Annotated in this window: 23 protein-coding genes; 10 read left to right on the top strand and 13 right to left on the bottom strand. The window is 64.0% G+C overall.

Annotated features, from left to right (window positions below; genetic code table 11):
* Positions 1–69: 69 nt before the first annotated feature.
* Entirely contained in the window at positions 70–555 is a 486-nt protein-coding gene (gene greB, locus D3876_RS13120) for a transcription elongation factor GreB (protein ID WP_119762838.1), read from the top strand.
* A 118-nt stretch (positions 556–673) separates the two neighbouring features.
* On the opposite strand, the gene ahpD is transcribed toward greB, so the two are convergent.
* From ahpD to aspS, 4 genes are all read right to left on the bottom strand, one after another.
* Positions 674–1,195 carry an alkylhydroperoxidase, AhpD family gene (gene ahpD, locus D3876_RS13115; protein WP_119762836.1) on the bottom strand — a complete coding sequence of 174 codons (522 nt, stop codon included), beginning with the start codon at positions 1,193–1,195 and terminating at the stop codon, positions 674–676.
* A gap of 197 nt (positions 1,196–1,392) precedes the next feature.
* Positions 1,393–1,938 carry a peroxiredoxin gene (locus D3876_RS13110; protein ID WP_119762834.1) on the bottom strand — a complete coding sequence of 182 codons (546 nt, stop codon included), beginning with the start codon at positions 1,936–1,938 and terminating at the stop codon, positions 1,393–1,395.
* Positions 1,939–2,146: 208 nt separating this feature from the next.
* Positions 2,147–2,929, bottom strand: coding sequence for a polyphosphate kinase 2 family protein (locus tag D3876_RS13105; protein ID WP_119762832.1), 783 nt, complete (start codon positions 2,927–2,929; stop codon positions 2,147–2,149).
* Positions 2,930–3,066: 137 nt separating this feature from the next.
* Positions 3,067–4,848 carry an aspartate--tRNA ligase gene (aspS, locus tag D3876_RS13100; RefSeq protein ID WP_119762830.1) on the bottom strand — a complete coding sequence of 594 codons (1,782 nt, stop codon included), beginning with the start codon at positions 4,846–4,848 and terminating at the stop codon, positions 3,067–3,069.
* 104 nt (positions 4,849–4,952) lie between these two features.
* Here aspS and rnd point away from each other — a divergent pair, with 104 nt between their 5' ends.
* Together rnd and D3876_RS13090 are read left to right on the top strand one after the other, a co-directional pair.
* The gene (rnd, locus tag D3876_RS13095; RefSeq protein ID WP_119762828.1) at positions 4,953–6,149 is read left to right on the top strand and encodes a ribonuclease D; all 1,197 of its coding nucleotides are present in this window, start codon (positions 4,953–4,955) and stop codon (positions 6,147–6,149) included.
* Positions 6,150–6,151: 2 nt separating this feature from the next.
* Positions 6,152–6,460 carry an I78 family peptidase inhibitor gene (locus tag D3876_RS13090; protein WP_119762826.1) on the top strand — a complete coding sequence of 103 codons (309 nt, stop codon included), beginning with the start codon at positions 6,152–6,154 and terminating at the stop codon, positions 6,458–6,460.
* A 238-nt stretch (positions 6,461–6,698) separates the two neighbouring features.
* On the opposite strand, the gene D3876_RS13085 is transcribed toward D3876_RS13090, so the two are convergent.
* The 4 genes from D3876_RS13085 to D3876_RS13070 form a co-directional block, all read right to left on the bottom strand.
* Entirely contained in the window at positions 6,699–8,210 is a 1,512-nt protein-coding gene (locus D3876_RS13085) for a Ppx/GppA family phosphatase (protein ID WP_119762824.1), read from the bottom strand.
* 206 nt (positions 8,211–8,416) lie between these two features.
* The gene (locus tag D3876_RS13080) at positions 8,417–10,582 is read right to left on the bottom strand and encodes an RNA degradosome polyphosphate kinase (RefSeq protein ID WP_119762822.1); all 2,166 of its coding nucleotides are present in this window, start codon (positions 10,580–10,582) and stop codon (positions 8,417–8,419) included.
* A gap of 9 nt (positions 10,583–10,591) precedes the next feature.
* The gene (locus D3876_RS13075) at positions 10,592–11,245 is read right to left on the bottom strand and encodes a P-loop NTPase family protein (protein ID WP_238475357.1); all 654 of its coding nucleotides are present in this window, start codon (positions 11,243–11,245) and stop codon (positions 10,592–10,594) included.
* Positions 11,223–12,500 (bottom strand): heavy-metal-associated domain-containing protein, encoded by a 1,278-nt coding sequence (locus D3876_RS13070; protein WP_182912006.1) that lies wholly within the window; start codon positions 12,498–12,500, stop codon positions 11,223–11,225. The genes D3876_RS13075 and D3876_RS13070 overlap by 23 nt, the downstream gene beginning before the upstream one ends.
* Before the next feature lie 59 nt (positions 12,501–12,559).
* Between D3876_RS13070 and purM the strand changes: the two genes are divergently transcribed.
* The 3 genes from purM (at position 12,560) to D3876_RS13055 (ending at position 15,082) form a co-directional block, all read left to right on the top strand.
* Positions 12,560–13,666 (top strand): phosphoribosylformylglycinamidine cyclo-ligase, encoded by a 1,107-nt coding sequence (gene purM, locus D3876_RS13065; protein ID WP_119762818.1) that lies wholly within the window; start codon positions 12,560–12,562, stop codon positions 13,664–13,666.
* A 102-nt stretch (positions 13,667–13,768) separates the two neighbouring features.
* Positions 13,769–14,704, top strand: coding sequence for a phosphoribosylglycinamide formyltransferase (gene purN / locus D3876_RS13060; protein WP_119762816.1), 936 nt, complete (start codon positions 13,769–13,771; stop codon positions 14,702–14,704).
* 78 nt (positions 14,705–14,782) lie between these two features.
* Complete coding sequence (locus D3876_RS13055) at positions 14,783–15,082, top strand: GIY-YIG nuclease family protein (protein WP_119762814.1); 300 nt, start codon at positions 14,783–14,785, stop codon at positions 15,080–15,082.
* A 488-nt stretch (positions 15,083–15,570) separates the two neighbouring features.
* On the opposite strand, the gene D3876_RS13045 is transcribed toward D3876_RS13055, so the two are convergent.
* From D3876_RS13045 to D3876_RS13030, 4 genes are all read right to left on the bottom strand, one after another.
* Positions 15,571–16,095, bottom strand: coding sequence for a GNAT family N-acetyltransferase (locus D3876_RS13045; RefSeq protein ID WP_119762810.1), 525 nt, complete (start codon positions 16,093–16,095; stop codon positions 15,571–15,573).
* 212 nt (positions 16,096–16,307) lie between these two features.
* A complete protein-coding gene (ndk, locus tag D3876_RS13040) occupies positions 16,308–16,730 on the bottom strand; it encodes a nucleoside-diphosphate kinase (RefSeq protein ID WP_119762808.1) in 423 nt (140 codons plus the stop codon).
* A gap of 92 nt (positions 16,731–16,822) precedes the next feature.
* The gene (locus tag D3876_RS13035; RefSeq protein ID WP_119763846.1) at positions 16,823–17,263 is read right to left on the bottom strand and encodes a DNA polymerase III subunit chi; all 441 of its coding nucleotides are present in this window, start codon (positions 17,261–17,263) and stop codon (positions 16,823–16,825) included.
* 124 nt (positions 17,264–17,387) lie between these two features.
* Complete coding sequence (locus D3876_RS13030) at positions 17,388–18,863, bottom strand: leucyl aminopeptidase (RefSeq protein ID WP_119762806.1); 1,476 nt, start codon at positions 18,861–18,863, stop codon at positions 17,388–17,390.
* Positions 18,864–18,994: 131 nt separating this feature from the next.
* Between D3876_RS13030 and D3876_RS13025 the strand changes: the two genes are divergently transcribed.
* From D3876_RS13025 to rsmA, 4 genes are all read left to right on the top strand, one after another.
* The gene (locus D3876_RS13025) at positions 18,995–21,274 is read left to right on the top strand and encodes an LPS-assembly protein LptD (RefSeq protein WP_119762804.1); all 2,280 of its coding nucleotides are present in this window, start codon (positions 18,995–18,997) and stop codon (positions 21,272–21,274) included.
* 66 nt (positions 21,275–21,340) lie between these two features.
* Entirely contained in the window at positions 21,341–22,693 is a 1,353-nt protein-coding gene (locus tag D3876_RS13020) for a peptidylprolyl isomerase (RefSeq protein ID WP_238475355.1), read from the top strand.
* Between the two features lie 15 nt (positions 22,694–22,708).
* Positions 22,709–23,701 carry a 4-hydroxythreonine-4-phosphate dehydrogenase PdxA gene (gene pdxA, locus D3876_RS13015; RefSeq protein WP_119762800.1) on the top strand — a complete coding sequence of 331 codons (993 nt, stop codon included), beginning with the start codon at positions 22,709–22,711 and terminating at the stop codon, positions 23,699–23,701.
* A 14-nt stretch (positions 23,702–23,715) separates the two neighbouring features.
* Positions 23,716–24,519 carry a 16S rRNA (adenine(1518)-N(6)/adenine(1519)-N(6))-dimethyltransferase RsmA gene (gene rsmA, locus D3876_RS13010; protein WP_238475354.1) on the top strand — a complete coding sequence of 268 codons (804 nt, stop codon included), beginning with the start codon at positions 23,716–23,718 and terminating at the stop codon, positions 24,517–24,519.
* 162 nt (positions 24,520–24,681) lie between these two features.
* Here rsmA and trxA read toward each other — a convergent pair whose 3' ends face one another.
* Positions 24,682–25,002 (bottom strand): thioredoxin TrxA, encoded by a 321-nt coding sequence (gene trxA, locus D3876_RS13005; protein ID WP_119762796.1) that lies wholly within the window; start codon positions 25,000–25,002, stop codon positions 24,682–24,684.
* Positions 25,003–25,025 lie beyond the last annotated feature (23 nt).

Genomic DNA, 25,025 nt, shown 5'->3' with positions numbered 1-25,025 from the left:
GGAGATTATTCTCGAAGGGTGGTGTTCATGGATGCTGAAACAAGTTCAGCATGACGGTATGAGGCTCTCATGAACGACCGTCCCAATTACATCACGCCGCAGGGCTATGCGCGGCTGCGCGCCGAATATGACGCACTGTTCGCGGTCGAGCGACCCAGGCTGGTCGAGACGATCAGTTGGGCGGCGGGCAATGGCGACCGTTCGGAGAATGGCGACTATATCTATGGCCGCAAGCGGCTGCGCGAGATCGACCGGACATTGAACCGGCTATCGAAGAAGATGAAGGCCGCCAAGGTGGTCGACCCCGCGCGGCAGGAGGATCGCGGGCGCGTGTTTTTCGGCGCAACGATCACGATCGTCGACGAGGACGACCGCGAAAAGATATTGACGCTGGTTGGCGATGACGAAGCCGATGCGGGCAAGGGCCTGGTCGGCTGGAATGCGCCGATCGCTCGCGCGCTGCGGGGTGCGGGCGTGGGCGATGTCCGACGGGTGGAACTGCCCGCAGGCCCGCGCGAATATGAGATACTGACGATCAGCTATCCGACCAATTGATTCCCTCAGTGTCATTCCCGCGAAAGCGGGAATCCATACAATGCTGGCAAGCGCGGCGATGGCTGAAGCACCGCTTGGATCCCCGCTTTCGCGGGGATGACACCGGGAGGGGTTTGGATCAGGCCACCGCCGAATGGATCGTGGCAACCGCGGTCATCACCGCGCCGATACGCGCGGCGCTCTGGATCGTCTCCGCGTTGACGCCGTGCTGCTGGAGCACCTTTTCATGGCTGTCGATGCACATGCCGCAGCCATTCTGCGCCGACACGGCAAGGCTGAAGAGTTCGAAATCGGCCTTCTCGATGCCCGGATTGCCGATCACGTTCATGCGCAGCTTTGCCGGCAAGGTCGCATATTCCTTGTTCGAAGCGAGGTGGACGAAGCGGTAATAGACGTTGTTCATCGCCATGATCGCGGCGGCCGCGCGCGCGGCGTTGGCGGCTTCGGGCGACAGTTTGCCCTCAACTTCGGCCTCGGCGGCGTCGACGAGCGGCTTGTAGCCCGTGCCGTGCGCGGTCGCGAGCAGCAGGCCATATTTGCGCTGGTCGCCAAGTGCGGCGTCGTTGAGCAGCGAACCGACGTTGAGGCGGATATCCTTGGCGAAATCGGGAAGCGTTTCCGCAAATTCCTTGAGCGACATGGGGTGTTCTCCTTGAAAGACTGATTTGAAGTACCCCGGCGAAAGCCGGGGTCCAGTGTGACGGGCTCGGTGCAAGTGACTCCTGGACCCCGGCTTTCGCCGGGGTACTCCGAGCGTCTGGCCGGCAGCGCCGGCATAAAAAAAGGGCGCGGAATTGTGTGAACCCCGCGCCCCTTTCGATCAGGTCAGAACCGTGATCAGGCGGCCGGCTTGAGGACCTCTTCGCCCGCCTGCCAGTTGCAGGGGCAGAGCTCGTCGGTCTGCAGCGCGTCGAGAACGCGGATCGCCTCGGACGGGTTGCGGCCCTGGTTGAGGCCGTTCACCGTCACGTGCTGGATCACATTGTGCGGATCGACGATGAAGGTGGCGCGGTAGGCAACGCCCTCTTCCTTCGCGACGATGCCCAGAGCCTCAGCCAGTTCCTTCTTGTTGTCCGCGATCCAGGGGAAATCGCAGTTCGCCAGACGTTCGTCCGACTTGCGCCACGCGAAGTGGACGAAATCGGTGTCGGTCGACGCGCCGATCAGGACGGCGTCGCGATCCGCGAGATCCTTGACCAGCTCGCCATAGCCGATGATTTCGGTCGGACAGATGAAGGTGAAGTCCTTGGGCCAGTAGAACACGACCTTCCACTTGCCGTCGGTCTTGCCGAGATCGATCGTCTCGCCGGCGGGAAGCGCCGAGGTGCCCTGCTGGACGGGAACGGTGAGGGCGGGGAACTTGTCGCCAACGGTAAGTGCCATTTCGTATTCTCCTTGTTCAAAACTGGCTGCATCGCAACATGGAGGGCGGTTTAGGACCGGTTCGGACCAAACCACTCTCCTGAAATCTTTTTCTTTAGCTGTTTGCCGAGCGGAACCGCCCGACGGAGATGCACATAACGCGAACGCAGCAGATCATCCAATCGATTATTCAGCGCGCTATGATCGAGTGCATCGATCAAACGGAAGGTCAGTCGGCGCGATAGCCGATCTGTTTCGCAGCGATCTTGAGCACCTCCGGATCGAGTGCCGGCGGATCCATGCTGACGTTCGCGGCGAGCCTGTCCGCAACATGATTGAGGATCGCGATACGCGCGGCCTTTTTATTGTTGGCGTCGAACACCGTCCAGGGCGCCCAGCGCGTATCGGTACGCGCGAACATGTCCTGCATCGCGACGAGATAGTCGGCGCGCCGTGCGCGGTTGCGGAAATCCTCGGCCCCCGTTTTCCACCGCTTCCACGGATGATCGAGCCGCTTGCGGATACGATCGTCCTGCTCCTCCTGGGTGATGTGGAGGAACAGCTTGACGATTGTCGTGCCGCAATCCTTCTGCTGCGCCTCGAACTCGTTGATCTCGTCATAGCCGCGGCGCCATTCCGCCTCGCTCGCGAAGCCCTCGACGCGCTCGACGAGCACGCGACCGTACCAGCTCCGGTCGAAGATGTTGATGTCCGAGGCGCCGGGTAATCTCTGCCAGAAGCGCCAGAGGAAATGGCGTTCTTTCTCCTCAACGGTCGGCGCCTGGATTGGCCACACCTCGAAATAGCGCGGATCGAGTTCGCCGGTCAGCCGGCTGATGACACCGCCCTTCCCCGCCGCGTCCCATCCTTCGAAGACGAGCATCGCACGGGCACCGCGATAGATGTAGGCCGCCTGGATCTGCGAAAGCCGTTCCTGCGCGGCTTTCAGCGCCTCGTCATAGTCGCCGTCGAACTTTTCGCCTTTTTCGTAATCGGCCAGATCGATGGGCATGATCGAAGCGCTCCTTCCGTCACCCTGAACTCGTTTCAGGGTCCATGAACACGGTGTTGATCCTATTCGTTCGATACCGTGTTCATGGATGCTGAAACAAGTTCAGCATGACGGTTGTGCGGTTTCGAGACAGTCGGTCAGCTCTTTTGCTGCGGCTCGACGAGGCGGATATGAAGTTCGCGGAGCTGCTTGGGGCTGACCTCGCTCGGCGCGCCCATCATCAGATCCTCGGCCTTCTGGTTCATCGGGAAGACGATGACCTCGCGGATATTGGGCTCGTCGGCGAGCAGCATGACGATGCGGTCGATGCCCGGCGCCGAGCCGCCATGCGGCGGCGCGCCGAACTTGAACGCGTTGATCATGCCCGCGAAATTGGTGTCGACCTCTTCCTTGCTGTACCCGGCGATCTCGAACGCCTTGTACATGATCTCGGGCTTGTGGTTCCGGATCGCGCCCGACGACAGCTCGACGCCGTTGCAGACGATGTCGTACTGATAGGCGAGGATATCGAGCGGATCCTTGGTCTCCAGCGCGGCGAGCTCGCCCTGCGGCATCGAGAAGGGGTTGTGGCTGAAATCAACCTTCTTGTTGTCCTCGTCCCATTCGAACATCGGGAAATCGACGATCCAGCAGAATTCGAATGTGTTGGGGTCGATGAGCTCGAGCTGCTCGCCGACGCGCGTGCGCGCAAGTCCCGCGAGCTTCGCGGCGTCGGCTTCCTTGCCGGCGGCGAAGAACACGCCGTCATCGGGGCCGAGGCCGAGCGCCGCGACCAGCTTTGCGGTGGCTTCGGGGCCGTGATTCTTGGCGATCGGGCCGCCCGCCTCGCCGCCCTTGATGTTGATATAGCCGAGCCCGGAGAAGCCCTCCTGGCGCGACCAGTCGTTCATCTCGTCGAAGAATTTGCGGCTCTTTTCGCCCGCCTTGGGTGCCGGGATCGCGCGGATCACACCGCCGCCTGCGACGATGTTGGCAAAGATGCCGAAGCCCGAGCCCACGAAATGGTCGGAGACATCCTTGATGATGATCGGGTTGCGCAGATCGGGCTTGTCGTTGCCGTATTTCAGCATCGATTCGCGGTACGGGATGCGCGGGAACGGCGCCGGGGTAACGCTGCGGCCGTTGGCGAATTCCTCGAACACGCCGTGGAGCACGGGCTCGATCGCGTTGAAGACGTCGTCCTGCGTGACGAAGCTCATCTCGAAATCGAGCTGGTAGAACTCGCCGGGCGATCGGTCGGCGCGCGCATCCTCGTCGCGGAAGCAGGGCGCGATCTGGAAATAGCGATCGAAGCCCGCGACCATCAGGAGCTGCTTGAACATCTGCGGCGCCTGCGGGAGCGCGTAGAATTTGCCGGGGTGGACGCGGCTGGGCACGAGATAGTCGCGCGCTCCTTCGGGCGAGGACGCGGTCAGGATCGGCGTCTGGAACTCGGTGAAGCCCTGACCGATCATGCGTTTGCGGATCGACGCGATCACCTTCGAACGCAGCACGATATTGTTGTGGATGCGCTCGCGGCGAAGATCGAGGAAACGGTATTTCAGGCGGATATCCTCGGGATATTCCTGATCGCCGAAGACCGGAAGCGGCAGTTCCTGCGCCTGCGACTGGACGGTCACCTCTCGCGCGCGCAGCTCGATCTCGCCTGTCGGCAGGTTGGAATTCTTCGTCTCCGCCGAGCGGGCGACCACGTCACCCGTGATCGTGATGACTGACTCGGCGCGCGCGCCGTCGATCGCCTTGAACGCCTCCGAATCGATGTCGGTGACGATCTGGGTGATGCCGTAATGATCGCGCAAATCGACAAAGAGCAGCCCGCCATGATCGCGTTTGCGGTGAATCCAGCCGGAGAGACGGACGGTTTCCCCGACATGGGAAGCGCGCAATTCGGCGCAGTTGTGCGTGCGATAGGCGTGCATGAAGCTCTTCTTTTCCGATTATATGTGGTGCGGACCAGCAAAGGCCGCGTAACACAGGGGCAAAGCCGCTTTGTCAAGCCGCGAGTCGGCGCTAAGGGGCTTTGATGCATATCCATCCACTGATTACCGATTCCGAGACGCTTGCCCAACTCTGCGAACGCCTGTCCCGGTCGCCCTTTATTGCGGTCGACACCGAGTTCATGCGCGAGAACAGCTATTGGCCCGATCTCTGCCTGATCCAGATCGCCGACGAAGCCGAGGCGGCTGCGATCGACCCCAAGGCCGACGGCATGGACCTGACGCCGCTGCTCAACCTGCTCGTCAACAATGAGGACGTGCTCAAGGTCTTCCACGCGGGCGGGCAGGATATCGAGATCGTCCACAATCTGACGGGCAAGACGCCGCACCCGCTGTTCGACACGCAGATCGCGGCGATGGCGCTGGGCCAGGGCGATCAGGTGGGCTATTCGAACCTTGTCGATAGCTGGCTGGGGATCACGCTCGACAAGGGCGCACGCTTCACCGACTGGAGCCGCCGCCCGCTCGACAAGCGCCAGATCGAATATGCGATCGGCGACGTGACGCATCTTTCAAAGATTTTCCCGCGCATGCTCGAAAAGCTGCGCAAGACCGGGCGCGGCGAATGGCTCGATCAGGAGATGGAACGGATCGCCGAGCCATCCAACTATGTGAACGAGCCCGAAGAGGTGTGGCAACGCGTCAAGATGCCGAGCCGCAAGCCCGAGGTGCTCGGACGACTGAAGGCGCTGGCGGCGTGGCGCGAGCGCGAGGCGCAGAACAAGAACCTGCCGCGCGGCCGCATCGTCAAGGACGAAACGCTGGCCGACCTCGCCGCGCACCCGCCCAAGGTGCAGTCCGATCTGGCGCGTGTGCGCGGGCTTTCGGGAAGCTGGGCGGGCAATGATATCGGATCGCGAATGATGGCGGCGCTGGAAGCGGCGAAGCCGTTGCCGGCGGCTGAAATGCCGTCGCGCGACGACCGCAAGCCCGGCCTTGGCCGCGAAGGCGCGCTGGTGGCCGACCTGCTCAAGCTGCTGCTCAAGATTCGCGCGCGCGATGCCAATGTGGCACCCCGGCTGCTTGCCAGGACCGAAGAGCTCGAAATGCTCGCGGCAGGCAACCGCAAGAACCTCCAGATACTCGAGGGCTGGCGCTTCGAGCAGTTCGGCAGCGACGCGCTCGCGCTGGTCGAGGGCAGGCTTGCCTTCGCCGTGCGCCACGGCAAACTGGTGATGACCCGCGCCGAGAATGACCGCGTCGAGAACGACGAGGAGAGCTGACCATGCGCCTGCCCCTGATGATCCTGCCCGCCCTGCTCGCCGGCTGCGCGACGACCACCGCCAGTGGCGGCGACAACGGCGGCGGCGGTGAGGTGGGTGAAGTGCCCGCTGCATGCAAGGGCGATGCGCTTCAGCAGTTCGTGGGTCAGACCGTGTCTGCAGAGCTTGGCGCCACCGCACTCAAGGCGAGCGGCGCACGCACGCTGCGCTGGGGGCCGCCGCGTTCGGCGATGACGATGGACTATCGCACCGACCGGCTGACGATCGTCTATGACGACGATCAGAAGGTGACGCAGATTAGCTGCGGTTGATGCGTCTATGCGCGTGAACGATTGCCCAATCGCCGTCATTCCGGGGCCTAGCCGAACCCGAAAAACCGGAGGTTTTTCGCTGGTTCGACTTGGAACCCGGAATCCATGAACACGGCGACTGTGCCGTTGAGCTCGGTGTTCATGGATTCCACATAGCTCGATTTTCTAACCAAATCAGAGATTTGGAGAAAATCGGCTTCTGGAATGACGGCAATGGATGGGGCAAGGCCCGTCGCGCTCAGTCCTTCAGGACCATGCGATAGGAAATGCCGAGCGCATTGGCGAGCTGACGGTGGCGGCGCTCGACCGCCTCGCCATAGAGGCTCGTTTCGCTGCGATCGATCGCGAGTTCGAGCGCATTGCCTTCAATCCCGATCGAACTGGCGAGCAAGGGTGCAGCGACGCCGCCGCTGAAGCGTTGGCCCAGCCGCATCGCAAGACCCCAGATCACCGCCTCATAGAGCGCGTCCTGCGAGGCGAGCGGGGCGAGTTGCTGCAGCGGCGTCGCGCCAACGCCGAAGCTTGTCGCCAGCGCCTGGCCAATCATCGCGCGACCGGTGGCGTCGATCCCGACCCAATTGCCGTGCAGCGCGGTTTCGAGTCCGCGTTCGGCGCGGAATTCGGGGTTGGCGCGCCAGGCGACGTCGGCGAGCAGACAGGCGGCGTGACGCAGCCGCGCCGACTCGGGCGTTTCATCGGCAAAGAGCGGCGCGATCCAGGTTTCGAGCAGGTCGCCATGTTCAGGAAAACGGCCTTCGCGCACGCCCTCGGCGCGGGCGGCGACGATCAGCGGGTCGGCGCGACGCTGCTCGGCGTCCAGCATCTGAAACAACAGTCCTTCGCGCAAGCCCGCGGCCGAGACGATCAGCTCATTGCTGTCCAGCTCGCGCACAAGCGCCGAGAGCAGGATGCCGGCGTTGCCCAGCGTCGGAATGCGCGAGGCGCTGAGCGTGGGCAACGCCTGCAGCTTCTTGCGATCGACCTTGGCCAGCGAGCGGACAAGGTGCTGCGCCCGGTCGGGCTCCATCCGATATTGATGGATAATGGGCAGCGGATAATCGGCGAGATGCATGTCGAGCCGCGCGAGCGCACGCCATGACCCGCCAACCATGTAGAAGGGCAGCCCCTTCGCCTCACTGAGCCAGCCCTGTTTCTTGAGCATCTTGGCGAGCGTCGCCTTGAGCGCGCTCTTGCCCTTTTGCCGGATTGCGGCGAGCCGCAGCACGCCGAGTGGCAGCGAGACCGAGCCCAGCGTCTCCCCGTCGCGCACGCGGATCAGCTCCAGACTACCACCCCCGAGATCGCCGACGATGCCGTCTGCGTCGGGGATGGCCGAGATCACGCCGAGCCCCGCGGCCTCGGCCTCCTGCTGCCCCGAAAGCAGCTCGGTCTCGATCCCGAGTTCGGCGATGCGCGCGAGCAATTCGGACGCATTCCTCGCCTCACGCACCGCGGCAGTAGCGACGGTGCGCATGCTGGAGACGCCCATTTCGAGCGCGAGCTGGCGGAAACGGCGCAGCGCACGGACGCTCGTCTCGACCGACGCGGCGTCGATCAATCCGTCGCGTGAAAGGTTGCGCCCGAGGCCGGCCATCACCTTTTCGTTGAACAGGATCGCGGGCAGCCGCTCGGGCCCGTCGAAGACCACAAGGCGGATCGAATTGGAGCCGATGTCGATGATCGCGCGGCGTCCGCTCTGCTCGGCACGGGACAGTGCGCGCGTACGCGCGATTGGCGAGACGGAGGCCATGCGCCCTTCCCTAGTCCAGTATAGTCTCACATGGAACCGCTCATCCTGAGGAAAGGCTGAGCTTGGCGAAGCCTTGTCTCGAAGGACCAAATTCTTCCGTCCTTCGAGATGCCGTTTCGACTTCGCCATGGGCGAAGTTTATCCTGAGCGACTCCGCCAGCGGCGTCGAAGGGCTCAACGGCTCCTCAGGATGAGCGGACTATTTGTCAGGTCCGTCGCCTGAGGCTCAATTTGGGCACGGCATCGCTGTTGCGCAGCGAAGCTCCGCGCCCCGACAGCGAGGGGTTGGTCATGAAATAGCGGTGCAGGTTGAAAGGCCGCTCGCCCGGCTCCACGCGATGATATTCGCCGTCGGCATCGAGTTCCCAGCTCTGCTCATTGTCGAGCAGATTGGCGAGCATCACCTGATCAAGCACCTGATCGTGGACGGTCTTGTTCTCGATCTTCAGCATATATTCGACGCGGCGATCGAAGTTGCGCGGCATCCAGTCGGCCGACGAGATGAAGACCAGCGCGCCGTCATTGGGCAGTTCCTTGCCGTTGCCGAACGCCCAGATCCGGCTGTGCTCGAGGAAGCGGCCGACGACCGACTTCACGCGGATATTGTCCGACATGCCGGGAACGCCGGGGCGCAGGCAGCAGATGCCGCGGATGATCAGGTCGATCTCCACGCCCGCGCCGCTCGCCTCATAGAGCTTTTCGATGATGTCGGGATCGACGAGCGAGTTCATCTTCGCCCAGATCGCGCCCGGCTTTCCACTGCGGGCATTGGCGATTTCACCGTCGATCAGTTCGCAGAGCCGCGGACGGAGATTCTTGGGGCTCATCGTCACCACCTCAAGGCTCGGATCGACATAGCCGGTGATGTAATTGAAGATCTGCGCGGCATCGCGGCCGAGGCGCGGATCGGCGGTGAAGAAGCTGAGATCGGTATAGATGCGCGCTGTGATCGGGTGGTAATTGCCCGTGCCGAAGTGGCAATAGGTGCGAAAGGCGCTGCCTTCGCGGCGCACGACCATCGAGATCTTGGCGTGCGTCTTCCAGTCGATGAAGCCGTAGACGACCTGAACGCCCGCACGTTCAAGCGCGGAGGCCCAGAGCAGGTTCTGCTCCTCGTCGAAACGCGCCTTGAGTTCGACCACCGCTGTGACCGACTTGCCCGCCTCCGCAGCATCGATCAGCGCACGGATGACCGCCGACTGCTTGCCCGCACGGTAAAGCGTCTGCTTGATCGCGACGACATCGGGATCCGCCGCGGCCTGATTGAGGAATGCGAGCACGACGTCGAAGGTCTCATAGGGGTGATGGACGACTATGTCCTTGGTCCGGATCGCAGCGAAGCAATCGCCGCCATGCTCGCGGATGCGCTCGGGAAAGCGCGGCGAATAGGGCGTGAACTTCAGATCGGGACGATCCTCGTCGACAAGCTGCTCGAGCTCGCCAATGCCGAGGAATCCGACGGTTTCGGTGATCAGCGCATCCTCGCCGCCAAGTTCGTCCTTGACCAGATTCTCGACATCGAGCGTCATTCCGTTTTCGAGCTTGAGCCGGATAACGCGGCCTCGGCGACGGCGCTTGATCGCGCTGCGGAAGTATCGGACCAGATCCTCGGCCTCTTCCTCGATTTCGATATCGCTGTCGCGGATGATCCTGAATGCGCCCGATCCGATGACGTCATAGCCGGGAAAGAGCAGTCCCGAAAACCGCCGCAGCATCGTTTCCATCGAGATGTAGCAAGCGGCTTCCTTGCCCGGAATGCGCACAAAGCGCGGAAGGGTGGAGGGAACCATCAGCAATTCGCGAATCGGCTCGCCATCGGACTGCCGCTTGAGGTCGAAGACGACGCTCAGCCCCTTGTTCGGAATGAAGGGGAACGGGTGCGCGGGATCAAGCGCCTGCGGGGTCAGAATCGGGAAGATCTGCTCGCGGAAATGCGTTTCGGCCCATTCGGCCGTAGTGCCTTCGATATCGCCGACCCCGAGCACGTGGATGCCAGCAACGTGGAGTTCACGCCTGATCTCGATCCAGATGCGCTGCTGGTCGCCCATCAGCCGGTCCGCCTGATCCGCGATCGCAGCGAGCTGCTGGCTCACCGTCATCCCATCGGCCGATCGCTGCTCGACATCCTGAAGCTGCTGGCCCTTGAGGCCTGCGACACGGACCATGAAGAATTCGTCGAGATTGTTCCCCGAGATCGAGAGAAAGCGCAGCCGTTCGAGCAGCGGATGCGCGCGGTTGCTGGCTTCTTCGAGCACGCGGCGGTTGAAGGCGAGCCAGCTCAGTTCCCGGTTGAAATAGCGTGTTCTGGCGATGGTGACGCTTTCGGCGTCGTCGTCATTGCCGAAAGCAATGGGTGCTGGCTTGCTACTCATCCCACTCTTTTAGAACAAAACTGGTGACTCGTCGATTACACCCATCTCGGCAAGAACCCGTTTTGCCAGCGGAATCGCGATCTTCGTGCCGCGTTTTTCGAGCGCGAGATGATCGACCATGTCCACGAAGCGCATTACCGCGATATAGCTGCGCTCAATCCGCGCGGTGGCATAGGCACGGAAATCGGGGCGAGTCAGGATGCCGCGCTGGGCCAGGAGCCTTTCGATGAGCGCGTCGATCAATGCGTCGTCGGGCTGATCGATGCGAACCAGCGGTGTGGCCGCAAGGCGCGAGCGAAGGTCGGCCAGCCGCGGCTTCCATTCGGGCGGCGCGCGATCGGCGATGATCAGCAGCGGGCGGCGCGCCTCCTGCGCCATGTTCCACGCGTGGAAGATGCGGTCTTCGCCCTGCTCTTCGGCATTGTCGATCAGCGTTCCGTGCGATTTGAGCGCGAAGATGCGGCCGAGCAGGCTGCGTCCCGACTTGCGCGGGCCCACGAGCAATGTCGCCCAGACGGGCCAGGTGCCGACATGCTCCAGATGGCGCACCGCCACCGCGTTGCACGGGCTGACGATGAAGTCCGCATCGGTTTCGTCCGCGGGCCAGTCGAGTGGCAGCGCGATCTGACTCATGCGCGGATCAGCCGCCTGAGACGTTGCCATTGGCGGGTTGCGCGGGGGGCGGCGTCGGCTGTGCGCCGCCGCGACGGATGCGCAGCACGCCCGCCCCTTCCTGCACCTGCCAGCCACGCGCTGCGAGCGATGCGCGCAGCGTCGCAATGTCGCCGGCATAGCTGACGCGCATCACCGAGACGCCGCCGATCGCGAGGCTGGTGGTGGTTGCCCCGCTGATCCCCGGCACCGACCGGATTGCCGATTCGCCGCGCGAGAGCGCGCCCGCATCGGGCGTGTCGAACTGGATCGTGATGGTGCTGCTCGCCGCCGCCGTGGCATTGCTGAGCGCGTCCGCGCTCTCCAGCGGAATTTCGAGCACGTCTTCGAGCGCGTCGGGATCGACCGGCTCCTCGATGATCAACGACGGATCGGGCCGGAGACGGCCATCGTTCAACGCGAGTGAATAGGCGGCGTCGATCCGGCGCACGCCTTCGTCGAGCATCTGGCCGAGCGCGCCGGCATTGCGCACGCGCAAGGAGAACTGCGTCAGGATTTTGCTGTCGGGGCCGTAGCCCGCGGTGAAATGACCGGTCACGGGACCGCCGGGATAAAGCCGCTCAAGCCGGACCTTGGGGATGAGGACGTCGGCGGCGCCGAACTGGTCGAGAATCACGCGCCACCAGACGCGGTTGCGCCGTTCGGCCTGGGCTGCGTTGAGGAGCAGCGGGTCGGAGCCCGTGCCGCTGGGACGGACATAGTCGATCGGGCTCGATCCCGTGCGGAAGCGCGCCCAGGCCTGCTGCCATTCGGTGCGGTGCTCGAAGCTCTCGGGTCGTCCGCCCGACCACTGGACGGGAATGATGAGATAGGGCGCAGAACGCGTCGCCACGCCGCCGACGCCGAGGATCTGGCCGGCGCGCGCGCGGTCGAAAAGCACGCCGAGGCGCGCTACGTAGCGGTTGGGGCCGATCTGCTCGTCCTCGACGACGATGCCGCCGACGATCGAATCGAGCGTGCTGTCCGGCAGGCCCGGAGCGCTACTACCCGGGTGATGCTTGGTCCACAGCGCCTTCCACGCCTTGCGCTGCGCAAGCCGCCATCCGCCATAGCGTGCAGCGTCGGCGGTTTTGCCGTAGACGTCGACCTTGACCCCTGTCACCTCGAGGCTTCCCGAGGTGTCGATCGGGACCACGCCGCGGTCGCTGCCCTCGATCTGCGCAAGCACGGCGACGCTCGCGCCACCCACCAAAAGGAGCGCGGACAGGACGGGAAGCGGACGGAAAAGACGTTTGGCGAGGGTCACGGCGCTCTTTTGGCGAGTTGGGCGTGGAAATCCAAGCCCGATATGAGTAGGCGCGTCATATGAGCTCAAAAGACAGTCAAACCGAATCCTACAGCTATGCCAAGGCTGGCGTCTCGATCGCCGCGGGCAACGCGCTCGTCAAGGCCATCGCGCCGCTCGCCAAGGCCACGCGCCGGCCGGGCGCCGACGCCGAACTCGGCGGCTTTGGCGGATTTTTCGACCTGAAGGCCGCTGGTTACAACGATCCGCTGCTGGTCGCCGCCAATGACGGCGTCGGCACCAAGCTCAAGCTCGCGATCGACCATGACCATCATGACGGCGTGGGAATCGACCTCGTCGCGATGTGCGCCAACGATCTGATCGTGCAGGGCGCCGAACCGCTGTTCTTCCTCGACTATTACGCAACGGGGAAGCTCGAATCGGGCGTGGCCGAGCGCGTCATCGCCTCGATTGCCGAGGGTTGCCGTCAGGCGGGCTGTGCGCTGATCGGCGGCGAAACCGCTGAAATGCCGGGCATGTATGCCGATGGCGACTATGATCTGGCGGGCTTCTGCGTCGGCGCGGTCGAGCGCGAACAGGCGCTCACCGGAAATCGCGTCGCGGCAGGACAGGTGATTCTCGGCCTCGCCTCCTCGGGCGTGCATTCGAACGGCTTCTCGCTCGTCCGCCGCCTCGCCGCGGACAAGGGCTGGAAGCTCGATCGCCCCGCGCTGTTCGATCAGGAAGTGAAGCTGATCGACGCGCTGATGGCGCCGACGCGAATTTATGTGAAGTCGCTGCTCCCCGAGATCCGGTCGGGGAAGATCAAGGCGCTGGCACACATCACGGGCGGCGGGCTGCTCGAGAATATCCCGCGCGTGCTTCCCGACGGCCTCCACGCAAATGTCGACGCCAGCCTCTGGCCGCAGCCGCGGCTGATGGCGTTCCTGCAGGCGCAGGGCAATATCGAACCCGAGGAAATGGCGCGCACCTTCAACTGCGGCATCGGCATGGCGCTGGTGGTCGACGAAGGCGATGCGGCCGGGGTGACGCAGGCGCTCGAAGCCGCGGGCGAGACGGTGTTCCGCATCGGCCGCATCGAGGCCGGCGAAAAGGGCTGCACCGTGACGGGCGATGCCGAAACCTGGAGCGCGCGCGACGCATGGTCGGCAACGCATAATGGCTGACATCCATCAAGTACCCCGGCAAAGGCCGGGGTCCAGGAGTCGCACGCATCGGGCTCGTCATGCTGGACCCCGGCTTTCGCCGGGGTACTTGGAGCAACGGTCATGACCAAGGCGAAGGTCGGCGTCCTGATTTCCGGACGCGGGTCGAACATGGCGGCGCTGCTCTATGCGTCGAAGCGGTCCGACTGCCCCTATGAGATCGTGCTCGTCGCGGCCAACGACCCCGATGCGGCGGGGCTCAAGCTTGCCGCGGCCGAGGGCGTCGCGACTTTCGGGCAGAGCCACAAGGGGCTGAAGCGCGAGGAATTCGACGCGATCATCGACGCCGAGCTACGGAAGGCTGGCGCGCACTATGTCGCGCTCGCGGGTTATATGCGCCTGCTCTCGCCCGGGTTTGTCGATGGCTGGGCGGGGCGGATGGTCAATATCCACCCTTCCCTGCTCCCCAAATACAAGGGTCTCGACACGCACGAGCGCGCGCTCGACGCCGGCGACACGGTCGGCGGCTGCTCGGTCCATATCGTCACCGCCGAGCTCGACGACGGCCCCGTGCTGGGCCAGACCGAGGTCGCGATCCTGCCCGGCGACACGCCCGAGACGCTCGCAGCGCGTATCCTGATCGCCGAGCATCAGCTCTATCCCCGCGTGCTCGCCGAGCTGGTGAGCCGCGAGACCAGCCCCGACTGGCTCCTCGATCAAGTGCGCGAACGCGCGCTGGCGCTGCCCAAAACCACCGAGAAAAGCTCTCACGGTTCGCCGGGCTTCCTGATCGAGGGCGGCAAGTTCTTCGCCTATTTCAGCCATGACCATCATGGCGACGGCATCACCTCGGTGCTCGTGAAAACCGGCGGCCCCGAGGAGCAGATGATGCTGATCGAGGCCGATCCCGATATCTATTACAAGCCGCCCTATCTCGGCCCCTCGGGCTGGATCGGCATCCGCCTCGACGGCGACGACGTCGACTGGGAGCGCGTCGAGGAAAAGCTGGCCGCAAGCTGGCGGATGGTGGCGCCGAAGAAGCTGGCTATGTTGTTCTGACACGCGACGGAAGCGGACGTTTCGCGACCTCGTCACCCCGGGCTTGACCCGGGGTCCCGCTTTTCACATCCATCGGTGATGGAGCGCGCGAGACAAGGCGGCTGGGTCTATATCATGGCCGATCGCTATCGCGGCACGATGTATGTCGGCGTCACGGCGCATCTCGCGGCGCGTATTTACCAGCATCGGAGCGGCGATGGTTCGGACTTTTGCGCACGCTATGGGCTGAGCCGGCTCGTCTGGGCCGAACGCGGCAACGATATCGCCGATTGCATCGCGCACGAAAAACGTCTCAAGCGTTGGCATCGCCAATGGAAGTTCGACCTGATCGAACGCGGCAATCCCGACTGGCAGGATATGTTCGCCTTACTGGTCTGACCCAAAAAGCGGGACCCCGGGTCAAGCCCGGGGTGACGACAAAGGAAGCATCTCCTTTGCGGGCGTGTCCGGACGGTCCGGAATCAACTGCCCGCCGCTCCACTGACCAATTTGTCGAAGAAAGCGGTCGTTCGCCTTATGCGATCGTTAAACTCTAGAACGCACGAACAACCAAGACACTACGCACAGTGCCAGCAAGTATCCGATAGCCAAGACGTTTAGTGGGATGGTGTTGCCGAATGGTTCGGCTAGAAAAAGGACCGGTGCGGTGTAGGCTATCACCACCCACCAACCAAGATCGCCGTCATATTGCCAGTTCAGCACATCGCTCAGGAGCAACGCCAACGGGATGGACCATAAATATACAAGGAGCCAAGGGAAGATCGTTCCAAATCGACGTGCCAATTGGTCCATGAATCGAGTTTGACCATGGATATGGAATGTTCGCAATGTCGTCGCGAGCGGACGCCGAAATTTACGCCCCCAGCCTAAAGCGCCCGCGCCATGACCTTGTCGTAGAAGTCGCGGCTGCCGACGGTGAACCAGCGGTCACCCACGACCTCGAAGCCCATCTTGGTGTAGAAGGCGATCGCGCGCGGGTTTTCGGCATAGACGCCGAGCAGCAGCCGCTTGCGGCCCATCGCCCGCGCTTCCTTGATCGCGGTTTCCATCAGCCGCCGGGCAAGCCCGCCGCCGTGATAGTTGGAGAAGATGTAGATGCGCTTGAGCTCGATATCGCCGGGCCGAATCTCAATCGGCAGGTCGGGCGCGGTGAGCAACTGATAGCCGATTGGGGAGCCGGTATCCGCGACTTCCGCGAGCCAGCAGCGGCTCTCGGGATCGGCGAGATATTTCGCATAGGTCGCGGCGCCATGCGGCCCGCGGCAATGGGCGATGATGTCGGGACCTTCGATTGAATCGGCGAAGGTCTCGAGAAAGGTGGCGCTGCCGATGAGCGACAGCGCAGCGGCGTCTTCGGCACCGCAGAGGCGGATGGAAATGGTGTCGGACATGGCGCAGCCCTTATCCGCATCGGGCGGCGCATGGAAGAACGGCCCGGCATTGCTGCCGGGCCGTTCTGAAGTCGATCAGCCGACTGCCCTAAATCCGCACCCGTACTCCTGCGAAAGCAGGAGTCCATTTGTCCGGGCGCACAAGCGCTTTCGACATGGGCTCCGGGTCAAGCCCGGAGCACTGATGTGCGTCAGATTTAACGCGCTCTGCGTTAGCCGACGATCTCTTCGGGCTTGAAGAAATAGGCGATCTCGATCGCCGCGTTCTCGTCGCTGTCCGAACCGTGGACCGAGTTCGCCTCGATCGATTCGGCGAGTTCCTTGCGGATCGTGCCCGCATCGGCGTTTTCGGGGTTGGTGGCGCCCATGATGTCGCGGTTGCGCTGCACGGCGTTCTCGCCCTCGAGCACCTGCACGACGACGGGGCCCGAGATCATGAAGCTGACCAGATCGTTGAAGAAGGGACGCTCGCTGTGGACCGCGTAGAAGCCCTCGGCCTGCTCTTTGGTCATCTGGATGCGCTTCGAGGCGACGACGCGCAGGCCGGCCTCTTCAAGCATCCTGGTGACCGCGCCGGTCAGGTTGCGGCGGGTGGCATCGGGCTTGATGATCGAGAAAGTGCGATTGGCGGCCATAGCCGTTCATCTCCATTGGATTGAGTGTCGGGAAAATTCCCGCGCGCCTTAGCTGTGCTTTTGCTGCGCCGCAAGATTGTTGCGCGTGGGCTTCAGGCGACCTGGCTCCATTTGCCGCGCTCGTCCTGCTTCCAGAAACGGCGTTCGAGCCCTTCCCGGCCGCCCAACGCACGCCATGCGGCGCGCGCGCCGTCGACGGTTTCACCGTCGAACAGAAAGAAGGTGCGATCGAACTCAAGCGCCTCGTCACGCCAGAGCCCGTCCGCCAGAGCAATATTGCGCGCGCCGTTAGTGGCATCGGTCAGCTTCGACAGCAGCACCGGCTGCGCGGCGTCGGCATCGCGCCCGGCGATGGCGTGCGGCAGGAAAGCGTCGTCGCGATACGCCCATAGCGCTGCGTCGAGCCGTTCGAGCACGTTCTCCTCATCGGCGACGACGAGCAGACGCGCGCCCGATTCGAACAGGCGTTCCGCGATACGCGGCAGCACCTGCTCCACCGGGCGCGCCTCAAGCTGGTAGAAATCGACCTGCATCATCCGCCCTTAGCCGTCATGCCAGCGAAGGCTGGCATCCAAGCGATCCCGTCACTCGCACTGGCGTAAACATCGTCTGGACCCCAGCTTTCGCTGGGGTGACGCAAAATAAAGAATCGCGCGCCTACTTCTCGAAATTCTCGGCGATGAAGCGGTCGAGCAAGCGGACGCCGTATCCGGTCGCGCCCTTGTCCCACACCGGCCCGGCCTTGTCGGCCCACACCATGCCCGCGATGTCGAGATGCGCCCATTTGACGCCGTCGTCGACGAAGCGCTGGAGGAACTGCGCCGCAGTGATCGAGCCGGCGCCGCGGGGGCCGACATTCTTCATGTCGGCAATCGGCGAGTCGATCAGCTTGTTATAAGCGTCGGACAGCGGGAAGCGCCAAAGCGGGTCGCCTGAGCCCTTGCCCGCCGCGAGGAGCTGGTCAGCAAGGCCGTCGTCGTTCGAGAACATGCCGCCATGCTCGTTGCCGAGCGAGATGATCATCGCGCCGGTCAGCGTCGCAAGGTCAATCATGACCTTGGGCGCGTACTTGCGCTGGACCCAGGTCATCGCATCGCACAGCACCAGTCGCCCTTCGGCATCGGTATTGATCACCTCGATCGTCTGGCCCGACATCGAAGTGACGACATCGCCCGGTCGCTGCGCCTTTCCGCCGGGCATATTCTCGACGAGCCCGCAAATGCCGATGACATGCGCCTTCGCCTTGCGCAGCGCGAGCGACTTCATCGCGCCGGCGACGGCGGCCGCGCCGCCCATGTCCCATTTCATGTCTTCCATGCCCGCGGCGGGCTTGATCGAGATGCCGCCGGTATCGAAGGTGACGCCCTTGCCGACAAAGGCGACGGGCGTCTTCTCGGACCCGCCCGTACCGTCCCAGCGCAGCGCCAGCAGACGCGGCGGACGCGCAGAGCCCAGCGAAACGCCGAGCAGCGAACCCATGCCCAGCTCCTCCATCGCATCCCAGTCGAGCACCTCGATCTCGATGCCCAGTTGCTTCAGATGCTGGCAGCGTTCGACGAAGCTCTCGGGGTAGATGATGTTGGCGGGCTCGGTGACGAGCGTACGCGTGAACATCACGCCTTCGGCAAGAGCGGACCAGCGCTCCCACGCCTTTGCAGCATCCGCGCCGGCGCCGACGATCACGATCTCTTCCAGCGTCGGACGCTGCTTTTCGGGCAAACGCGTGCGGTAGACGTCATGACGCCAGCCCCGCAGGACCGCACCGAACGCCAAACGAGCGACCTTTTCCGCGCCGGGTGCGCCCGAGGAGAGGTCGACGACCAGGCGCTTTTCGCCCGAGGTCAGCAAGCGTGCCGCAAGCGCACCCCCCGCACGTTCCCAGGCCGCCTCATCGGCCTTGTCGCCCGCGCCGAACAGTATGACGCGACGCGTGCGCGCGCCGTGCGCAACAACCAGCTCGACCGTCGCGGCGATCTCGCCGTCGAACCGCGCTGCCGCCGCCGCACCCCTGGTGAGCGCGACTGCGCCCGCGTCGAGGCCTGGAAGCGTTGCGGGGAATTCGACGCCTTTGCGGACCGGCAGGGCCAGCGCGAATTCACCCTGGGGCTGAACATCGGCAAAGAGGATACGCATCGGGGAACCTGACCTTTCAATTCGGCAAGCGGACTAGTTTGAAGGCTTACTAGGCCAGAGCAGCGCCCGTGGCAAAACCGGAATGGGAGCCGGACTCTCCAGCCGTTGCAGCGGCGCGATTACGGTGCGATATGCGGGCGCTATCAGGGCGATGCCGTTTCGTGGGGCTCAGTTTGACGCGTTTACACCTTTTCCTTTCGGCGACGCTCCCCCTTGCATTGCTTTCGGGCGGGCCGGCGCTGGCGCAAAATCTGCAGCAACCCGCGTCGCCCCCTCCCCCGCCCCCAGAGGCCGCACAGGCCCCCGCGCATGACGAAGAGATCACCTTCAGCGCCGCCAATCTCGAATATGACAGCGACGCCGATATGGTGACCGCATCGGGCGACGTCCGCATGTTCCGCGAAGGCAACCGCCTGCGCGCCGACAAGGTGATCTGGAACCGCAAGACCGGCGAGGTCCGCGCCGAGGGCAATGTCGCGGTCGTCAATCCGGGCGGCGACACCGCCTATGGCGATTCGGTGCAGCTCACCGACACGCTGCGCGACGGCGTGGTGCAGGATCTTCTCGTCGTGCTTGAGGAAGGCGGCCGCATGGCTGCGGCGAAGGGCACGCGGAGCGGAGACATCTTCCAGCTCGAACGCGCGGCCTATTCGCCGTGCCGGGTGGTCGACGACAATGGCTGTCCCAAGGCGCCGAGCTGGAAAATCACCGCCGAGCGCGTCGTCTATGATGCAGGCCGCAAGCGTGTGTACTATACCGGTGCCCGGATGGAGCTGTTCGGCCTGCCGCTGATCCCGCTGCCGGGACTGGCGCATCCGACGGGTAGTGAGGCAGGGTCCGGGCTGCTCGTTCCCGACATCCGCTACGACCGCGAAAATGGCTTCGAGGTCGCGGTTCCCTATTATTTCCGTATCGCGCCCGATCGCGACATGACGATCACGCCGCACGTCTTCACCGACGCGCTACCACTGCTGCAGGGCCAGTTTCGTGCGCTGACCGATCTGGGTGCATTCCAGATCACCGGCTATGGCACCTATGGCCGCCGCCAGCCCCTGATCGGCGAGACGACGTCAGGCGAGAAGGATTTTCGCGGCTATCTCGACGCCAGTGGCAAGCTGCAGTTCGATCCCTATTGGAGCGTCACCGGATCGCTGCGCCTGACCAGCGATGACACCTTCCTGCGCCGCTACGACATTTCACGCGACGACCGGCTGCGCTCGGTGGTCAATGTCGAGCGGATCGACAGCGACAGCTATCTGTCGCTTGCGGGCTGGGCAGTGCAAACGCTGCGCATGGGCGTGCCGCAGGGGCTCCAGCCGATCGCGCTTCCCGTTTTCGATTATCGCCAGCGCACGCGCGAACCGCTGCTCGGCGGCACCATCGAGGTCCAGGGGAACACGCTGGCGCTGACGCGGACCTCGGGTCAGGACACGCAACGCGCCTTCGCCGGCGTGCGCTGGGACCTGCGCAAGCTGACCCCGCTTGGTCAGGAGGTGACTTTCACCGCCTATGCGCGCAGCGACGCCTATCACACCGACGAAATCCTGAGCACGGTAACGCCTGCCTATCGCGGCGACCCGGGCTGGAACTTCCGCTCGATCGCATCTTTCGCCGTCGACGTCCGCTGGCCCTTTGTCGGTGAGGCTTTCGGCGGCACGCAGCGCCTGACCCCGCGCGTCCAGATCGTCGCCTCGCCCGTCACAGGCAATCTCGACGTCCCCAATGAGGATGCGCGCGCAGTCGACCTGGAAGACAGCAACCTCTTCGCGCTCAACCGCTTCCCCGGCTACGACCGTTATGAGGACGGAACGCGCATCACCTATGGCCTCGAATGGGCGCTTGAGCGCCCGGGGCTCAGCATCAGCACCATCGTCGGCCAAAGCTATCGCCTGACCGCCAAGCCCAGCCTGTTCCCCGACGGGACGGGGCTGACCAACCGGACCTCGGACATTGTCGGACGCACGACCGTGAAGTTCGAGCGATTTGTCAGCTTCACCCACCGTTTCCGCCTCGACAAGGACAGCCTGGCGGTGCGCCGCAACGAGATCGACGCGACGGTCGGCAGCGACAAGACCTATGCGATGATCGGCTATCTGCGGCTCAACCGCGACGTCGACGACACGCTGGAAGATCTGCGCGACCGCGAGGAAATCCGCCTCGGCGGCCGCGTGGCGTTCGCACGCTATTGGTCGGTTTTCGGGTCGGCGACGATCGACCTGACGAACAAGCAGGAGGATCCGCTGTCGCTGGCCGATGGCTATGAACCCGTGCGCCACCGGCTCGGGCTGGCCTATGAGGACGAATGCCTCGAGCTTGGCGTGACCTGGCGGCGTGACTATGAGTCGACGGGTGACGTGCGACGAGGGAACACCTATCTGTTCCGGGTAGCTTTCAAGCAACTGGGCCTGTAAGCCTTCGTTCAGTCGCGGCGTAGCATATACGGCGCAAGATCAGATATTGGAGTGAGCCACAGGATGATGGCACGAATTTCCGGCAAAAAGATGCGTGCCGGCCTGTTTCTGGCGGGGGCGTTGATCGCCGGCGCCGCCGTAGCGCAGCAGACCGTGGGGGATGCTGCGGACGCTCCTGCAACCAAGCTGAACCTGCCTCAAAATATGACGGTTTTCGGCAAGAGCGATCCCAACGTCTACAAGGCGACCGCGATCGTCAACGGCGAGATCATCACCTCAACCGATGTTGATCATCGCCTGGCGCTCGTCCTGCTGGCCAATCAGGGTCGCGTCAGCGACGAGGAACGCCAGCGGCTGCGGCTGCAGGTGCTGCGCAACCTGATCGACGAAACGCTCCAGATCCAGGAAGCCAAGGCGGCCGAGGTCGAGGTGAAGCCCGAAGAGGTCAACCAGCGCTATGCCGCGGTGGCGCAAAACTTCAAGCGCACCCCGCAGCAGATGGACGCCTATCTGCGCGATCAGGGCTCGTCGGCGCGCTCGATCAAGCGCCAGATCGAAGGTGAACTTGCCTGGCAGCGCGTGCTCGGCCGCAAGATCACGCCATTCGTCAATGTCGGCCAGGAAGAGGTGCAGTCGATCATAGACCGGCTCAACGCATCCAAGGGCGCGAAGGAATTTCGCCTGGGTGAGATCTTCCTGTCGGGCACGCCCGAGACGATGCAGGAAACGATGCAGAACGGGCAGCGCATCCTGCAGCAGCTCCAGCAGGGCGGTTCCTTCCAGGCCTATGCGCGCCAGTTCTCCGAGGCTTCGACCGCCGCAGTCGGCGGCGATCTGGGCTGGATCCGTGCGGGTCAGTTGCCCGATGCCCTTGCCGAGGTCGCGCCGACGATGCGCGTCGGCCAGGTCGCCGGCCCGATCCCGGTTCCCGGCGGCGTTTCGATCCTGTTGCTGATCGACGAGCGCCAGGTGCTCACCGCCGATCCGCGTGACGCAGTGCTCAGCCTGAAGCAGCTCGCGATCAGCTTCCCCAAGGGCATGACCCAGACGCAGGCGGGGCCGCAGGTCGCGAAGTTTGCCGAGGAAACCAGGAAGATCACGGGATGCGGCACCGCCAAGCCGATCGCCGATTCGCTGAGCGCCGAGATTGTCGACAATGACCAGGTCCGCGTGCGTGACCTGCCCCCGCAGCTTCAGGACATCCTGCTCAACCTGCAGGTCGGCCAGACGACGCAGCCATTCGGATCGCTCGAAGAGGGCGTGCGCGTGCTCGTCCTGTGCGGCCGCGACGATCCCGAATCGGCCAACGGCCCGTCGTTCGACCGGATCATGGCGCAACTCGAGGACGAGCGGATCAACCGGCGCGCCCAGCGCTATCTGCGCGACCTGCGACGCGATGCGGTGGTCGATTATCAATAACAGGGAGGGCCGCGCGTGAACCCCATTGCCGTATCGCTGGGGGATCCGGCGGGTATCGGTCCGGAGATCACTGCAAAAGCCTGGGAACGGCGCGTCGAGGACGGACTTGCGCCGTTCTTCGCGGTCGGTGACGGGCGTTCCATCTCGGCGGTGTGGGACGGGCCGGTCACACGCATTTCCGACCCGGCCGAAGCACCCGACGCGTTTGCTGGCGGCCTGCCGCTGATTCAGCTCGAGGATGGCGGCCCGATCATTCCGGGCAAGCCCGACGCCGAGGGCGCGCGCTGTTCGCTCGATTCGCTCGAAATGGCGGCAGGGCTCGCGCGTTCAGGCGCGGCCGGTGCGCTGGTGACCGGCCCGGTCTCCAAATCGCAGCTCTACGACGTTGGTTTTCGTCACCCCGGCCAGACCGAATTCGTGGCGGAACGCTGCGGAATAGCGCGCGAAAACGCGATCATGCTGCTTGCGGGGCCAAGCCTGAAGGTCGTCCCGCTGACCACGCACATGCCGCTGAAAGACGTATCGGACGCGCTTTCGATCGAGATGATCGTGGCCAAGAGCCTCGTCACCGCCAAGGGCATCACGCGCAATTTCGGCATCAAGTCGCCGCGGCTGGCCTTTGCCGGGTTCAACCCGCATGCCGGCGAAAACGGCGCGCTGGGCAGCGAGGAGATCGACTTTATCATTCCCGCGATCGAGATCTTGCGCGAGCGCGGCGTCGACGCCGTTGGCCCGCTCGCCGCCGACACGATGTTCCACCCGCGCGCGCGCGCCAGTTACGATGTCGCAATGTGCATGTATCACGATCAGGCGCTGATCCCGCTCAAGACGCTGCATTTTGACGAGGGGGTCAACATGACGCTTGGACTCCCCTTCGTCCGTACTTCCCCCGATCATGGAACCGCGTTCGGCATTGCGGGCACCGGGGTTGCAGAACCGGGCGCGATGGTGGCCGCGATCCGCATGGCCGCCGCCGCCGCCGCGCACCGCGCCGCCTGCACCTTGTGAGCGCGCTTCCACCGTTGCGTGACGTGATCGCGCGCCACGGCCTTGCCGCCAGCAAGGCGCTTGGCCAGAATTTCCTGCTCGACGAACAGTTGCTCGACCGGATTGCGCGGATTCCCGGCGATCTGACGGGCGAGACAGCCTATGAGGTCGGTCCCGGTCCCGGCGGGCTGACGCGCGCACTGCTGCGCGCGGGAGCTAACGTCGTCGCGGTCGAGCGTGACCGACGCTGCATCCCGGCGCTGGCCGAGCTCGACGCATGGCAACCCGGACAATTGAGAGTGATAGAGGACGATGCTCTCAAGATAGATGAGGCGCGCGAAGTACCCGGCGCGCACGTCGTCGCCAACCTGCCCTACAATGTCGGCACCGCTCTTCTCGTGCGCTGGCTGGCGACGACGGACTGGCGGCCTTGGTGGAAATCGCTGACGCTGATGTTCCAGAAAGAGGTGGCCGAGCGCGTCGTGGCGCGGCCCGATACCTCGGCCTATGGCAGGCTCGCGGTGCTGAGCCAGTGGCGATCGTCCGCACGGCTCGCGATGAACGTCCATCGTTCGGCCTTCACCCCGCCCCCCAAGGTAATGTCGGCGGTAGTCCATATCGAACCCGGCGAGGCGCCCGCGGGCGTAGCGATCGGCACGATCGAACGACTGACCGCAGCCGCATTCGGCCAGCGGCGCAAGATGCTGCGCCAGAGCCTGAAAGCTGTTCCGGGCGCGCCGGCAGCGATGGAAGCGGTAGGGATAGATCCGACCCGTCGCGCCGAAACGCTGACGATAGAGGATTTCGTTAGTCTCGCGCGCGCGATGGACGCTGTATAGAGCACCGTGCGATAAACCCGCATCAGTGCTCCTGCGAAAGCAGGAGCCCATATCGGCCGACGCTCCGCCGCTTTGGACATGGGCTCCGGGTCAAGCCCGGAGCGCTAATATGGTACAGATCTGGCGCCGGCTTGCGGCCGGAACCCCGTCAATGTTGGAGAATTAAAGCTCGCCTTCGAGCCAGCCCTTGAGCTGCCCCTTGGGTGCCGCGCCGATCTTGGTGGCCGCAGGAGCACCGTTCTTGAACAGGATCATCGTCGGAATGCTGCGCACGCCATATTTCGCAGGCGCGTCGGGATTTTCCTCGATGTTGAGCTTGGCGATAGTCACCTTGTCGCCAAGTTCCTCGGCGATCTCCTCGAGCGACGGGCCGATCATCTTGCACGGGCCGCACCATTCGGCCCAGAAGTCGACGAGAACGGGCCCCTCGGCCGCGATCACGTCCTGATGAAAGCTCGCGTCACTGATCTGCTTGGTGGCCATGGCCAAATCTCCTTCGTGTTGGC

This window comes from Sphingomonas cavernae, from assembly GCF_003590775.1.
Lineage (GTDB): Bacteria > Pseudomonadota > Alphaproteobacteria > Sphingomonadales > Sphingomonadaceae > Sphingobium_A > Sphingobium_A cavernae.
This window is presented reverse-complemented; position numbering and strand designations above follow the sequence as displayed.

Excerpts from the sequence above, each read along its gene's own strand:
- greB (WP_119762838.1), top strand. The coding sequence starts at position 70 with ATGAACGACCGTCCCAATTACATCACGCCGCAGGGCTATGCGCGGCTG.
- ahpD (WP_119762836.1), bottom strand. The coding sequence starts at position 1,195 with ATGTCGCTCAAGGAATTTGCGGAAACGCTTCCCGATTTCGCCAAGGAT.
- D3876_RS13110 (WP_119762834.1), bottom strand. The coding sequence starts at position 1,938 with ATGGCACTTACCGTTGGCGACAAGTTCCCCGCCCTCACCGTTCCCGTC.
- D3876_RS13105 (WP_119762832.1), bottom strand. The coding sequence starts at position 2,929 with ATGCCCATCGATCTGGCCGATTACGAAAAAGGCGAAAAGTTCGACGGC.
- aspS (WP_119762830.1), bottom strand. The coding sequence starts at position 4,848 with ATGCACGCCTATCGCACGCACAACTGCGCCGAATTGCGCGCTTCCCAT.
- rnd (WP_119762828.1), top strand. The coding sequence starts at position 4,953 with ATGCATATCCATCCACTGATTACCGATTCCGAGACGCTTGCCCAACTC.
- D3876_RS13090 (WP_119762826.1), top strand. The coding sequence starts at position 6,152 with ATGCGCCTGCCCCTGATGATCCTGCCCGCCCTGCTCGCCGGCTGCGCG.
- D3876_RS13085 (WP_119762824.1), bottom strand. The coding sequence starts at position 8,210 with ATGGCCTCCGTCTCGCCAATCGCGCGTACGCGCGCACTGTCCCGTGCC.
- D3876_RS13080 (WP_119762822.1), bottom strand. The coding sequence starts at position 10,582 with ATGAGTAGCAAGCCAGCACCCATTGCTTTCGGCAATGACGACGACGCC.
- D3876_RS13075 (WP_238475357.1), bottom strand. The coding sequence starts at position 11,245 with ATGGCAACGTCTCAGGCGGCTGATCCGCGCATGAGTCAGATCGCGCTG.
- purM (WP_119762818.1), top strand. The coding sequence starts at position 12,560 with ATGAGCTCAAAAGACAGTCAAACCGAATCCTACAGCTATGCCAAGGCT.
- purN (WP_119762816.1), top strand. The coding sequence starts at position 13,769 with ATGACCAAGGCGAAGGTCGGCGTCCTGATTTCCGGACGCGGGTCGAAC.
- D3876_RS13055 (WP_119762814.1), top strand. The coding sequence starts at position 14,783 with ATGGAGCGCGCGAGACAAGGCGGCTGGGTCTATATCATGGCCGATCGC.
- D3876_RS13045 (WP_119762810.1), bottom strand. The coding sequence starts at position 16,095 with ATGTCCGACACCATTTCCATCCGCCTCTGCGGTGCCGAAGACGCCGCT.
- ndk (WP_119762808.1), bottom strand. The coding sequence starts at position 16,730 with ATGGCCGCCAATCGCACTTTCTCGATCATCAAGCCCGATGCCACCCGC.
- D3876_RS13035 (WP_119763846.1), bottom strand. The coding sequence starts at position 17,263 with ATGCAGGTCGATTTCTACCAGCTTGAGGCGCGCCCGGTGGAGCAGGTG.
- D3876_RS13030 (WP_119762806.1), bottom strand. The coding sequence starts at position 18,863 with ATGCGTATCCTCTTTGCCGATGTTCAGCCCCAGGGTGAATTCGCGCTG.
- D3876_RS13025 (WP_119762804.1), top strand. The coding sequence starts at position 18,995 with ATGCGGGCGCTATCAGGGCGATGCCGTTTCGTGGGGCTCAGTTTGACG.
- D3876_RS13020 (WP_238475355.1), top strand. The coding sequence starts at position 21,341 with ATGGCACGAATTTCCGGCAAAAAGATGCGTGCCGGCCTGTTTCTGGCG.
- trxA (WP_119762796.1), bottom strand. The coding sequence starts at position 25,002 with ATGGCCACCAAGCAGATCAGTGACGCGAGCTTTCATCAGGACGTGATC.